We start from the raw sequence: 13,117 nt of genomic DNA on the forward strand, positions 1-13,117 counted from the left end.
CATGGTCGCCCGCGGCGAGGACGATGAGGATCGGGGCTCGAGCCCGGTCGAGTTCGTGCTCGTCGGCGCGCTGCTCACGATCCTCACCCTCGCCGTGCTGCAGCTCGCTGTGGGCGTGTATGTCACCAACGTCGTGCACGATGCCGCCGTGGAAGGTGCGTACTACGCGGCCCTCGCGGATACCACCGCTGAGGAAGGCGTCGAACGCACGCGGCTGGTGATCACGCGTTCCGTAGGGGCATCCTTCGCCGAGGAGGTCACCGCGACGGAGCAGGATGCCGGGGGACAGCGGGTGATCGAAGTCCAGGTTCGGACGACCCTGCCGCTGATCGGACTGCTCGGCATCTCGCAGGGGCTGGAGGTGAGCGCACGTGCACCGGTGGAGACTCTGGGTGAGGAATGACGACGGTTCGGCCGCTCTGGAGTTCATCACGGTCGGGCTCATCATGCTCGTACCGCTCGTCTACCTCGTCGTGACCCTCGGAATCATCCAACGCCAGTCGCTCGGCGTCGAGGCGGCCGCCCGCCATACGGCTCGCGCGATCTCGCAGGCTCCGGATGCCGCGACCGCGCTGCAGCGCAGCGACACGATCCTCGCGAACATCGTCGACGAGTACGGGCTCGACCCCGACACCGTCGAAGTGTCACTCTCGTGCGAACCGCGCGACGCCGACTGTCCGTCGGCGGGGACGATCGTCAGCATCACCATCCGTGCGCATGTCGCCCTGCCTCTGGTGCCGCCCGTCCTCGGACTCGACACCTCGACCGCGATCCCCGTCGAAGCCTCCGCCGTCCAGAAGATCTCGCGACTGTGGGGACAAGAGTGACACGCGTCGACAGTAGGAACGACGACAGTCGGAACGACGACGGCAGGAACGACGACGGCAGGAACGACGACGGCAGCGTGCTCCTGCTCGTCCTCGGCTACGCGCTGCTGGCCGTCGCAGTGATCTTCGTCTGTGTCTGCGCGACCGATCTGTACCTTGCTCAGAAGCGACTCGACTCACTCGCCGATTCCGCCGCGCTCGCCGGAGCCGACGGCTTCATCCTCGTCGTCGATGACAGCAGCGCCCGCGCGGAACTCAGCGATGGCGGCATCCGAGAGCAGGTCGACGCGATTCTCGCGGCTCGGGCGTCGGATGCTCGCGTCGTGAGTGCGGGCACCCCGGACGGGGTCTCGGCCCGGGTGACACTCGCCGGTTCCTGGCATCCGCCGCTGTTGTCGATGTTCGTTCCCGACGGGGTCGAGCTCGAAGCGACCGGCACCAGCCGCACCGCGTTGCGCTGACCGGATCGTTACCGTTGACCCCCTCACGGGGTCATCGGCATCCAATATCGGCGAATGAGTGCTGGACAAAGGTCGAGACGGATATATTGCGGCGAAAGGGAGGGGACCCTCATGAACTCACCGCGCCGTCGTCTCGGTGTTCGTCGCACATGGCAGCTCCTGCTCGCGTTCCTCTCGAGCGCGGCACTCATCCTCGCCGGCGTCGGCGCATCGACGATCGCTGCGGCCGACGATCCGGCGACCGGGACGATCACCATCACCAAGGTGCTCGATGACCCCCAGAACCTCGTGAGTCCGGACTACGTGTTCACCGGAACTTGGCGGTACTGCACCACCGGAGGGCCGCAGGGCGGTGGAACATGGAGTGCTCGCGCGGGCGAGACCTGGACCTCGGGCCCGATCCTTGCCGACGCGGGGGTGTGCGTCGAGGAGGACGACTCGAACGGCACAGCGGTCCCCGGAGGCTCCCTGTGGACGTACGACGTCACCGTCGAAGGCGACACCGGAATGGTCTACGCAGGGGAGACCACGAGGTACACCGTTCGCAACCGGTACCAGCCGCTGCCGGAAGAACCCCAGCCGTTGTGGGGCTGGTTCGACATCACGAAGAACCTCGTCGACCCGGACGGGCTTGCGGATCCGGATGCCGTGTACTCGGGAACGTACTCCTACCCCGAGGGATTCGACCAGCAGACCGGTGCGTGGTACCCCGCGGCGACCGGCGACTGGTCGCTGCGCGCGGGGGAGACCTCGTCGTGGTTCCTGGTGCCGGCAGGTGCCACCGTCACGCTCGCGGAGAACGTTCCCGTCGCCGTCGACGGAGCGACCTGGACGACTGCCGTTCCGCCGCCCTTCACGGTGCCGAACTGGCCGATCACGTCGGTGGGCGTCACGAACACGCTCACGAAGGATGCCGCTCCTGAGCCGCTGACCGGCTCGATCAGCGTCACCAAGATCGTGGACGACACGCAGAACCTGACCGACCCGGACTTCGTCTACACGGGGACCTGGCGTTACTGCTCGACGGGAGCCCCGGCCGGCGGCGGCACCTGGAGCGCGCGAGCGAACGAGACCTGGACGTTCTCGCCGGTGCTCGCGGGCTACGACGTCTGCATCGACGAGGACTCCTCGGCGTACGACGCCGCCCCCGGCGGAGCGCTGTGGGACTACTCGGTCACCACCCCGAACGACATCAGCACGATCAGACCCGGCGAGACCACGACGTTCACCGTGCGCAACCGGTACCAGCCGCTTCCGGTCGAGCCCGAGGACCAGTTCGGCTTCCTCGAGATCAGCAAGGAGCTGGTGGATCCGAGCGGTCTCGCCGACCCCGACGCGACCTATTCCGGAACGGCCTCATTCGATGACGGCATCTATCTGGGGTCCGGGCGGCCGTACTCCGGGCAGACCATCCCCTGGACCCTCGCCGCGGGTGAGACGACGACTCTCTTCGTGCCGACGGGCGCCGTCATCACGATCAGCGAGAATGCACCGGCCGGAGTCGACGGCGCCACCTGGTCCGCCGATCTGCCCGAGCCGGTCGTCATCGGCGGGTGGACCGTTGTCGCCGTGAGCGTGACCAACACGCTCACCCCCGATGTCCCGGTGGATCCGGAGCCCGGCACGTTCACGATCACGACGCGGGTCGTCGATCCGAACGGGCTCACCGACCCGGATGCGGTGTACACCGGAACCTGGTCGTACCCCGCGGGTGACGGGTATCCGGCCGCTTCGGGAACCTGGAGCGCCGGAGCGGACGAGACCTGGACGTCTCCCGCCGTGCCGGTCGGAGCGGTGGTGACCATCGCCCAGGACACGCTCGATCCGATCACCGGCGCCACCTGGTCGACCGTGATCTCCGATCCGATCACCGTCTCGCAGGGCGAGCCGGCCGAGGCCGTGGTGACGAACACGCTCGTGATCGATCCGGTGGATGCCGACGCCGACGCGTCGGGCGACCCGGAGGGTAGTGCGGATACGGGTGGCACTGCGGATGCCGGCGGTACAGCTGACGCGGACGGCACCGCGAATGCGGGTGGTACCGCGGATGCGGATCCGACGGATGCGAGCACGGATGCCGGAGCGAACGGCTCCACCGGATCGGGTGGAACGACCGTTGCTGCGGCATCCGGTTCGTCATCTGCAGCCGGATCATCGACGGCGTCCGCAACTCCGGCCCCGACATCGAGCGGATCGGGTCATGAGTCGTCGACATCGCTCGCGACGACGGGGACGGAGACGCCGGCCGCGGCGATCGCCTTCGCCGTGCTCCTGGCTCTTTCCGGGCTCCTCGTGATGCGCAGGCGCAGCGCCCCCACGCGGTAGCCACCGCAGCAGGAAGGCCGTGGCCGTCGTACGTCGACGGCCACGGCCCTCCTGCGCTGCGGCGGCATGGGCCTCCGGCGATGCCGTGATCTAAACGTTTCAAGAAATGTGTTGCGTGCGACGCCATGCCTCGTCTACATTGACGGCAAGCGCTTTCCCGAAGCGTTCCCTGCACTGATCTCGTCCATGGAGGACGAGGAAAGGACGATGATGTTCCGCACGCGTACACTGTTGGCCACCGCGGCCATCGCAGCCACGACGATGGTCGTGCTCGCCGGATGCTCCGCCGCAGGCGGCGCACCGGCCGAGGCCTACGATCCCGATGAGAAGGTGTCGATCGACTTCGCGTTCTGGGGCAACGACGATCGTGCGACCCGGTACAACGACCTCATCGCCGCGTTCAACGAGGAGTACCCGAACATCACGGTGAACACCACGTTCACCGACTTCCCGAGCTACTGGGAGCAGCGCCAGGTCGAGGCGGCGAGCGGCAGCCTGCCCGATGTCTTCCAGTTCTCCGACAGCTATCTGCGTCAGTACGGGGAGACCGGCAACATCCTCGATCTCGAGACGGTCTCGGACTACATCGACTTCTCCACGTTCGAGGACGCGCTTCTCGGCACGGGCCGCCTGGATGGCACGCAGTACTCGCTTCCCACCGGGTTCAGCCTGTGGGCGAACTTCGTCAACAACGACCTTCTCGCCCAGGCCGGGATCGACGTGCCCGAGGGCGGCACGAGCTATGCCGAGTTCAACGAGTGGCTCGCCTCGGTCACAGAGGCGACCGGAGGAGCTCCGTTCGGCGGTACCGACTACACCCAGCGCATCCAGGTGTTCGAGCTGCAGCTCCGCGCCGAGGGCAAGTCTCTCTACACGGAGGACGGCGAGCTCGGCTTCACCGAGGAGGAGCTCACCGATTTCTGGGAGTCCGGCGCCGAACTCCGCGACGGCATCGCGATCCCGCAGCAGCAGCTCGAGGAGATCAGCCCGATCTCGGGCTTCGGTTCCACCCGTACCGCGAGCGAGATGAGCTGGAGCAACTTCCTCGGCGGATACCTCGCCGACTCTGGCGCCTCGTCGATCTCGATCGTCGCGCCGCCCACCGACGACCCTGACGCCAAGGATCTCTACCGCCAGGGTGGCCTGCAGGTCGCGATCTCGTCGAAGACCGATCATCCCGAGGCGGCCGCCATCTTCCTCGACTACGTGGTGAACAGCCCGAAGGCCGGCGAGATATTCGGCACGACGCTCGGCTTCCCCGCATCGAGCAGCAAGCTCGAGGGCACGACGCTCGAGGGGCCGGACCTCCAGGTGGCCGAGTACATCGAGTCGGTCGAGGACCGCATCGGCGACACCCCGCCCGCCGCTGTCGTCGGCTACGGCTCGCTCGAGCAGAAGTTCTGGGACCTCGGCAAGGAGCTCGGCCTCGGCACGAAGACCGTCCCGGACGCGGTGACCGAGTTCTTCAGCGAGGCGCAGGTCGTCTTGGGCTGACGGACGACGAACGGAGGGGGTCGAGCAGGCCGCGCACGCGACGCTCGAACCCCTCCGGCACGTCTGCGGGCAGTGCGTCGACGGGCCACCAGCGCACGTCCTCCGACTCGTCGCTCACCCGCAGCGGGGAGTCCTCGTCCACGACCACGGCGACGCCGATGTCGAGATGCGATCTGCACCGCCCGAAGGCTGACGCCAGGGCGTGATGGTTGAGGTCGTAGACGAATGGCTCGGAGGCGGATGCCGTCACACCTGTCTCCTCGCGGAGCTCGCGCAGGGCGGCGTCCGCGATCGTGGCGTCGCCGTTCTCCAGGTGCCCGCCGGGCTGCACCCAGAACCGTCCCTTGCCGTGAAATACGAGCAACGTGAGGGTGAGTGAAGGATCGAAAGCGAAGGCCGAGGCCGTGGCGTGGCTCGGGCCGTCGTCGCGTCGTGCTGGCCCACGGTCGTCGGAGAAGAGCTCGGCGAAGTCCCGCTGAGCGTCCGCATCACGATCGGATCGTGGAGCGAAAGCGGCCACGAGCCTTTGTATGTCAGCCAGCAGCGTCATCGTCAGCATCCTTCCTGACGGGCACGAACCTCGGTATCCATCGTACGAAGCCCGCAGCTCCCACCAGGCCGATCACGCCCATGGTCGCCGCCGCGACCGGGAGTGAGGCGATCGCGATCACCGCGGAGATCAGCAGAGGCGCGATCGCTCCGCCGGCATCGGTCAGCGTCCGCCAGGAGCCGAGGAAGGCTGCGGGGTCGCGGCTCGGCGCGACATCCGCCCCGAGAGTGAGCAGGATGCCGCTGGAGAGCCCGTTCCCGACGCCCAGGACCGCGGCGAACATGCCGAACCACAGGACTGAGGCGTCGAGGGCGTGCGTGAACGACAGGGCGATGAACCCGGCGCCCATGAGGAGCATGGCGGGCATGGCCGCCCACAGGCGACCGAAGCGATCCATGACCTGTCCGCTCGCGTAGAACAGGGCGAAGTCGATCGCGCCGGACACTCCGACCACGAGGGCGATCGTCGAGGCGTCGAGTCCCAGGGACAGACCCCACAGCGGCAGCAGCACCTGCCTGGCCGAGCGCACGGCCGAGAGCGAGGCGGCAGCGAGGCCGAGCCGGCCGAGCACCGCCCGCTGCTGCCACATCGTGCGGAAGACGCCCGCGCGTTCGATCGTCGGTATCGATCCGCTCACGGCCTCGCCTGAGTCCTCCGGTGGATCGGATGCTGCGGGGGCCTGAGGGTGCGCTGCTTCGGGATCGGGGCCGAAGGTCACGAGAATGACCATGGCCGCGAGGCACGCGAGGAAGAACCAGAATGCGGCGGTCTCGGTTCCGAAGATCCCCAGGAGTCCTGCGGCGACGAACGGTCCGATGAACACGCCGAGCCGGAAGCTCCCGCCGAGCAGAGACAGGGCGCGTGCGCGCACCTCGATCGGTACGCGCGTCGTCATGTACGCGTGTCGGGCCAGTCCGAAGGCTGCGGCGCAGAATCCGAGCACGAAGACGGATGCCGCGAGCACTGCCGAAGACGAGGCGAGCAGCATGGCTGTTCCCGCCGCTATCGCGACGATCCCGGCGAAGATCATGGTGAGCCGCTCACCGAATCGGGCGACCGCCCACCCTGCGGGAAGGTTGCCGCACAGCTGTCCCACGACGAGCGCAGCCGAGATCACCGCGGCGACCGCGATGTCTGCGCCCATCGACGTCGCGACGACCGGGATCAGGGGGATGACAGCGCCCTCGCCGAGCGAGAAGAGGATCGTCGGCAGGTAGACCATCGGCCCGAATCGCCTGAGGACCGAGGATGCACTGCTCATCACTGCGACTCTACTCGGCAGGATAGGCTGGTCAGGCCATGCTCGAACTCGATCTCTCCGCCGACATCCAGGCCCTCCGACTCACCTACGGTGACATCCGCGAGGTCGTCGATGTCGAGACGCTCCGCTCCGATATCGCCCGTCTCAGTGAAGAGGCCGGCGCTCCCGACCTCTGGGACGACACCGCCAACGCCCAGAAGGTGACCAGCGCGCTCAGTCATCGCCAGGCGACGCTGGCCCGAGTCGAAGGCATCGGCAACCGACTCGACGACCTCGAGGTTCTCGTCGACCTCGCCAACGAGATGGGCGACGAGGACTCGGCGATCGAAGCGCGCGCCGAGCTCGCCGCCCTCACCGAGCTCATCAATCAGCTCGAAGTCCAGACGTTGATGGACGGCGAGTACGACGAGCGCAGCGCCATCATCACCATCCGCTCGGGTGCGGGAGGCGATGACGCCACCGACTTCGCCGAGATGCTCATGCGCATGTATCTGCGCTGGGCCGAGCAGCACAAGTACCCGGTCAAGGTCATGGACACCTCTTACGCCGAGGGCGCCGGAATCAAGTCGGCGACGTTCGAGGTCGAGGCGCCCTATGCCTTCGGCACCCTCTCGGTCGAAGCCGGCACGCACCGTCTCGCGCGCATCAGCCCGTTCGGCTCGGCGGACAAGCGGCAGACCTCGTTCGCCGCGGTCGAGGTGATCCCGCTCATGGAGGAGGCGACCGAGGTCGACATCCCCGAGGGCGACATCCGGGTCGACGTGTTCCGCTCCTCAGGCCCCGGCGGTCAGTCCGTCAACACGACCGACTCCGCCGTGCGCATCACCCACCTCCCGACCGGCATCGTCGTGTCGATGCAGAATGAGAAGTCGCAGATCCAGAACCGTGCGGTCGCGATGCGCGTTCTCCAGAACCGCCTGCTCCTGCTGCAGCGCGAGGAGGAAGCGGCGAAGAAGAAGGAACTCGCCGGCAACATCACCGCGAGCTGGGGTGACCAGATGCGCTCGTACTTCCTCTACGGACAGCAGCTCGTCAAGGACCTTCGCACCGGCTATGAGTCGGGCAACCCGGCCGCCGTGTTCGACGGCGACCTCGACGGATTCATCTCTGCGGGCATCCGGTGGCGCAAGCGCAAGGAGGAGGACTGAGAGTCCTTTCCGAGAGGAACGGCCCGCGAGCAGTGCTCGTGGGCCGCTCTCGTTCAGCGGTCCCCCTCAGGGTGTGACCGTGATGCGTGCCGCCGGGCGCATCAGCTCGTCGCGGATCAGCACGGTGTAGGTCTCGCCCTGCGCGACATCGAAGACGAGGATGCCGCTGATGCTGCTTCCGTCATCGACCGAGGTGGTGGACAGCTGGTCGGGGGTGAGGCCGTCCTTGTACGCCGGAGACGGCGACTCCACGTCGATGTACGAGGGGCTGAAGAAGGTCTCTCCGCCGACGCTCTCCCAGGTCAGGTGGAGTGTGAGGTAACCGCCGTTCTCGGCGTCGGCGAGGCCGTTCCCGGCGCTCCAGGTCGCGGAATCGATCGTCACGTCGGTCGTGCCGGTCGTCTGCGCGATCGATACGGTCTCGCCCGTTCCCGCTTCGACGACCACCGGTTCGTCGAAGAAGGGATCGTCGGGGTCGTATTCGGAGTCATAGTCGTAGCCGGAATCGTAGGGATCGTACGTGTCGACGATCGACGTGAAGAACAGGACCACTCCCATGATCGCGGCGATGATGAAGCCGACGACGGCGATGATCATGCCGGCGACTCCCGGCCACTTCCTGCTGCGCAGGAACAGCGAGACCAGTGAGACGACCAGGCCACCGACCAGCAGGATCCAGGAGTAGACCCACAGGATCTGCACCATGGAGAAGATGACGCCGAGAGCGGCGGCGCCGAGACCGATCAGTCCGACGATCGGGGGCCCGGTCGGCGCCGGGGCCTGCGGGGAGAGGCCATAGCCGAGGGGATAGGCGCCGGCATAGGGGCTGCCCGGACCGCCTGGCGCACCCGGCCTGACGGGCCCCGGGCCGCCGATCATCGGTGCAGGCGAATACCCGTATCCGGGCTGGGGAGTCTGGCCGGGGTACGCCGCGTAGCCGGGAGTGGACGCGGCACCGCGACCAGGACCGTGGCCGGCACTGGCCCAGTAGTCGGGGGAGCCGGGTGCGACGAGACCACCGGGTACAGGCGCGTCGCCGACGTCCGAGGGCGGGAGAGGGGCCGATTCCACAGGCGAGGGCTGCTCCGAGACCGCGGTGACTCCGGGATCGACCCCGGACGCCTGCGGTGCACCGGCGGCATCGGGTCGGGGCTCCGACGCAGCGTCGTCGATCGGAGGAATGGGCGACGCCTGCGCGTCGTCGAGGGCACTCGCGGTCGTCTCGCTCTCGACGCTCTCCGTCTCGTGGTCGCTCGCACGCGATGCGTCTGGCTCGACGGCAGAGCCCTCGGGATCGCCCTCGACCGCACTCACAGGGACATCGGGGCTCGCATCGTCGTCGCTGTCAGTGGTGTCCGCACTCGTGTCGGGAGCGTCACGCAGCGGCTCGGCGTCGGCGACGGCCTCGCTCAGAGCGGCGTCCGCGCCGTCGCTCGCGCGGGCTTCCGAGTCACCGTTCGGGTCGGCATCCGTGCCACCGGTGGGTTCGGAGTCCGGACCCTCACTCGGCTCAGCATCCGATTCCTTCGGGGCGAAGTGCTCCGTCCAGACTTCGCCGTCCCACCATCGCAGGCGGCCTGAGCCGTCGTCGTACCAACCGGCGGGCGTGGTCATGATCGTTCCTCGGATCCCATCGGGCCAATCTCTGGCGGTTCGCTCAGTATCCGGCGCCCTGGAGCGTGCCGGTCACATCGGTCGAGCTGTAGACGACGCAGGTCGAGACGCGGTCGTTGTCGTTCGTCCAGGAGTCCTCGGTCGGGTAGTAGAAGTAGTACTCGAGCGTCGAGTCCTCGTAGGGGATGCCGACGAAGGTCTGGAACTGAGCGATGCACGCCTCCTCGGACTGCGCGGTGATCTGCTCCTCGCCCGGATAGGCGTCACCCGAGAACGGAACGAGGTAATAGACCTCTTCCGCATGCTGCTGGTCGCACGGGACGACCGGGACCTCGTACGGTGCCTCGTCCGACTCGAGATAGGGCATGCAGTCCCCGACCGCCAGATCGAGCGTCGGCGTCATGACGGCTCCGTCGATGTCCTCGGGCGCGGAGGATGAGTCCCCGGAACCGAAGTCCGGATCCTCGAAGGCGTCGTACGCGGTCGAGACGAACGTCGTGAGGCCGATCACCGCGGCGACGATGAAACCGACGAACGCGACGATGAGTCCGGTCACGCCCGGCCACTTGCGCGCCTTGAAGAACAGCGAGATCAAGGACACGATGAATCCGACGCCGAGAAGCACCCACGAGAACACCCACGTCGGCGGGATGAAGGCGAGGATCACGCCGATCACGGACAGGCCGAGGCCCACGAGTCCCAGCACGGAGATCGGAGCAGGAGCCGAAGCAGGGGCTGCGACGCCGTAGCCGTCCGGTGCGTAGCCCGCCGGAGCGTATGCCCCGGGTTCGGCATAGCCGGGAGGCAGCTGGCCGTACCCCGGTGCCGCAGGAACGAACGGCGGGACCGGCGACGGCACGACAGGCTCCGTCGGACTCGGGATCACCGGTGCGGTGTCCTCCGGCGGTGCCGGCGGAACCGACCAGTCCTGAGGGGGCGGCGGCGGATTCGACCAGTCGAGAGCCGGCACAGAGGGCTCCGGCACGGATGTCTGTGCGGGCTCGCCGAGCGGAGCGCTCGACAGGGGAGCACTCTGCCCGCCGGTGGGGCCCGGTGCAGCGTCGGTCGAGGCGGTGACGGATGCCGACTCCCACGGAGCGGCTGCGCCCGCATCCGCCGGCGTCGCACTCAACGGAGCCGCGTCAGATGGCGTCTCGCGTGATGACTCGGCATTCGGGGAATCGGCGCCCGCAGCGTCTGCGTCCTGCGAACCCGGGGAGGCGTCGTCCTCGGGAGCGAAGTGCTCGGTCCACTGTTCGCCGTCCCACCATCGGTGCCGGCCGGAGCCGTCGTCATACCAGCCAGCGGGTGTCGTCATGGTGGTTCCCCTCGGACTCGGCGCCCCGCGCAGTCTGTCGCGGGTGAGCACCTTCATGTATAGCAGCGCGCGGCGACATCGACACGGCTGCGGGGTGTCGCTGGCGGACGCAGCAGAAGCGGCGCTTAGGCTCGGAATGCCATGATTCGGTTCGAGAACGTCACCAAGCGCTATCGCGGTACCTCGAGGCCCGCACTGTCCGGCGTCGACTTCGAGGTCCAGCGGGGAGAGTTCGTCTTCCTCGTCGGAGCCTCGGGGTCCGGCAAGTCGTCATGTCTGCGGCTGATCCTCCGAGAGGATGTTCCGACCACGGGCCGCGTCGCCGTGCTCGGGCGCGATCTGCGCTCGCTCGCGAATCGCAAGGTGCCCTACTTCCGCCGTCACATCGGGTCGGTCTTCCAGGACTTCCGACTTCTGCCCTCCAAGACGGTGTTCCAGAACGTCGCCTTCACGCTGCAGGTGACCGGATCGTCGCGTGGATTCATCCAGCAGGCGGTGCCCGAAGCGCTTGCCCTCGTGGGGCTCGACGGCAAGCAGAAGCGCATGCCGCACGAGCTCTCCGGCGGTGAGCAGCAGCGCGTCGCGATCGCCCGGGCACTGGTGAACCGCCCGCAGGTGCTGCTCGCGGACGAGCCGACGGGAAACCTCGACCCTGCGACGTCGGTGGGGATCATGCAGCTGCTCGCGCGGATCAACGCCGGCGGCACGACCGTGCTCATGGCCACCCACGAAGCAGGATTCGTCGATGCGATGCAGCGCCGCGTGATCGAGCTCCAGGACGGCGAGATGGTGCGCGACGAGGTCCATGGCGGCTATGGCGACACCTCGAACATCCCTCGTCTCGTGCCCGAAGAGGTGCGCGGCGCCGCCGCTGCTGCCGCGCTCACCGCCGTGCAGGAGGTCCAGCGCGAGACGGCCGACCTGTCATCCGTGCGCGCGGCCGTCGCCGCGTCTGCAGTTCCGGTGCGTGATGACGCTGCACCGAGCGCGGATGCCGTGCCCACGGCATCCGAGACCCCCGAGGCGCAGGCCGCGCCGATCGATCCGCAGCCCGCGGCATCCATCGGACCGCACACGCATCCGATCGTGCTGCCGCAGGTCGACGTCGCCGAGCTCGGAGTCGCCGACCGGCTGGGGCTGTCGGATCAGAGCGAAGACGAAGTGGGGCCGACGTCATGAGAATCGGACTCATCCTCGCGGAGGCTCTCGGAGGCCTTCGCCGCAACATCTCCATGGTCATCTCCGTCGTGCTGGTGACCTTCGTCTCGCTGACCTTCGTCGGCGCGGCGATCCTCATGCAGGCGCAGATCGGGACCATGCGCGGCTACTGGAGCGAGCGCGCTCAGGTCGTCGTGGCGATGTGCTCGCCGCTCTCGGAGACGACCAACTGCGTGTCGGGACCTGCATCCGAGGAGCAGACCGACGCCGTAAAGGCCCAGCTCGAGGGCGATGCGCTCGGCCCCCTCATCTCGAACGTGCGCTTCGAGACGAAGGAAGAGGCCTACGACAACATCGTCGATCAGCTCGGGGAGGACAGGGCGAGCCTGTTCACCGCTGATCAGATGTCCGAGAGCTTCTACGTCACTCTCAAGGACCCGGCGCAGTCGCAGGTGCTCGTCGAGGCGTTCGGAGGCAAGGCCGGCGTCGAGCAGGTCACCGACCAGCTGCAGTATCTCGAACCCCTTTTCGCCGCGCTCACGGTGGCGACCTACATCGCGGTCGGCATCGCGGCACTCATGCTCGTCGCGGCGATCCTGCTCATCGGCACGACCATCCGCCTGTCGGCATACGCACGACGCAAGGAGATCGGCATCATGCGCCTCGTCGGCGCCTCCAACCGATTCATCCAGACGCCGTTCGTGCTGGAGGGTGTGTTCGCCGCGTTCCTCGGCTCGGTGCTCGCGAGCGCTGCGGTGATCGCCGGCGTGCACTTCGGCGTCGACGGCTATCTGCGCGGCCGCGTGCCGTTCATCACGACCTGGATCGGCATGCAGGATGCGGCATATGTCGTACCGGTGCTGATCGGTATCGGCGTGCTCCTGGCGGCGCTCTCTGCCGGCTTCGCGATCCGGCGCTGGCTGCGCACCTGATAAGCTGACAGGCTGCCGCGCGCCCGTGC

The 13,117-nt window shown here is 67.8% G+C and carries 12 protein-coding genes; 8 read left to right on the forward strand and 4 right to left on the reverse strand.

What is annotated here, in order from left to right; genetic code table 11:
• Window position 1 precedes the first annotated feature (1 nt).
• The 5 genes from ACI3KS_RS11595 (at window position 2) to ACI3KS_RS11615 (ending at window position 5,107) form a co-directional block, all read left to right on the forward strand.
• Window positions 2–403, forward strand: coding sequence for a TadE family protein (locus tag ACI3KS_RS11595; protein WP_404918405.1), 402 nt, complete (start codon window positions 2–4; stop codon window positions 401–403).
• Window positions 393–827 (forward strand): TadE/TadG family type IV pilus assembly protein, encoded by a 435-nt coding sequence (locus ACI3KS_RS11600; protein WP_404918407.1) that lies wholly within the window; start codon window positions 393–395, stop codon window positions 825–827. The genes ACI3KS_RS11595 and ACI3KS_RS11600 overlap by 11 nt, the downstream gene beginning before the upstream one ends.
• The gene (locus tag ACI3KS_RS11605) at window positions 824–1,288 is read left to right on the forward strand and encodes a pilus assembly protein TadG-related protein (RefSeq protein WP_404918409.1); all 465 of its coding nucleotides are present in this window, start codon (window positions 824–826) and stop codon (window positions 1,286–1,288) included. Before ACI3KS_RS11600 ends, ACI3KS_RS11605 begins: the two co-directional genes overlap by 4 nt.
• Window positions 1,289–1,399: 111 nt before the next feature.
• A complete protein-coding gene (locus ACI3KS_RS11610) occupies window positions 1,400–3,613 on the forward strand; it encodes a DUF5979 domain-containing protein (protein ID WP_404918411.1) in 2,214 nt (737 codons plus the stop codon).
• 207 nt (window positions 3,614–3,820) lie between these two features.
• Window positions 3,821–5,107, forward strand: a complete 1,287-nt coding sequence (locus ACI3KS_RS11615) for an ABC transporter substrate-binding protein (protein ID WP_404918413.1) — start codon at window positions 3,821–3,823, stop codon at window positions 5,105–5,107.
• Here the strand turns inward: ACI3KS_RS11615 and ACI3KS_RS11620 are convergent.
• Both ACI3KS_RS11620 and ACI3KS_RS11625 read right to left on the reverse strand, forming a co-directional pair.
• A complete protein-coding gene (locus ACI3KS_RS11620; protein ID WP_404918415.1) occupies window positions 5,079–5,657 on the reverse strand; it encodes an NUDIX hydrolase in 579 nt (192 codons plus the stop codon). The two genes, ACI3KS_RS11615 and ACI3KS_RS11620, sit on opposite strands and share 29 nt — an antisense overlap.
• On the reverse strand, window positions 5,641–6,918 hold the full coding sequence (locus ACI3KS_RS11625; RefSeq protein WP_404918417.1) for an MFS transporter: 1,278 nt from the start codon (window positions 6,916–6,918) through the stop codon (window positions 5,641–5,643). Before ACI3KS_RS11625 ends, ACI3KS_RS11620 begins: the two co-directional genes overlap by 17 nt.
• Window positions 6,919–6,956: 38 nt before the next feature.
• Here ACI3KS_RS11625 and prfB point away from each other — a divergent pair, with 38 nt between their 5' ends.
• Window positions 6,957–8,066: a peptide chain release factor 2 gene (prfB, locus tag ACI3KS_RS11630; RefSeq protein WP_404918419.1), complete on the forward strand. Its 1,110-nt coding sequence runs from the start codon at window positions 6,957–6,959 to the stop codon at window positions 8,064–8,066.
• A gap of 66 nt (window positions 8,067–8,132) precedes the next feature.
• On the opposite strand, the gene ACI3KS_RS11635 is transcribed toward prfB, so the two are convergent.
• Together ACI3KS_RS11635 and ACI3KS_RS11640 are read right to left on the reverse strand one after the other, a co-directional pair.
• The gene (locus tag ACI3KS_RS11635) at window positions 8,133–9,680 is read right to left on the reverse strand and encodes a DUF2510 domain-containing protein (RefSeq protein ID WP_404918421.1); all 1,548 of its coding nucleotides are present in this window, start codon (window positions 9,678–9,680) and stop codon (window positions 8,133–8,135) included.
• A gap of 43 nt (window positions 9,681–9,723) precedes the next feature.
• Window positions 9,724–10,998, reverse strand: coding sequence for a DUF2510 domain-containing protein (locus ACI3KS_RS11640; protein ID WP_404918423.1), 1,275 nt, complete (start codon window positions 10,996–10,998; stop codon window positions 9,724–9,726).
• Window positions 10,999–11,139: 141 nt separating this feature from the next.
• On the opposite strand from ACI3KS_RS11640, the gene ftsE reads away from it, so the two are divergent.
• On the forward strand, window positions 11,140–12,177 hold the full coding sequence (gene ftsE, locus ACI3KS_RS11645) for a cell division ATP-binding protein FtsE (protein WP_404918425.1): 1,038 nt from the start codon (window positions 11,140–11,142) through the stop codon (window positions 12,175–12,177).
• Window positions 12,174–13,088, forward strand: coding sequence for a permease-like cell division protein FtsX (gene ftsX / locus ACI3KS_RS11650; RefSeq protein ID WP_404918427.1), 915 nt, complete (start codon window positions 12,174–12,176; stop codon window positions 13,086–13,088). Before ftsE ends, ftsX begins: the two co-directional genes overlap by 4 nt.
• The last annotated feature ends 29 nt before the right edge of the window (window positions 13,089–13,117 follow it).

This window comes from Microbacterium sp. ZW T5_45, from assembly GCF_044987415.1.
Classification (GTDB): domain Bacteria; phylum Actinomycetota; class Actinomycetes; order Actinomycetales; family Microbacteriaceae; genus Microbacterium.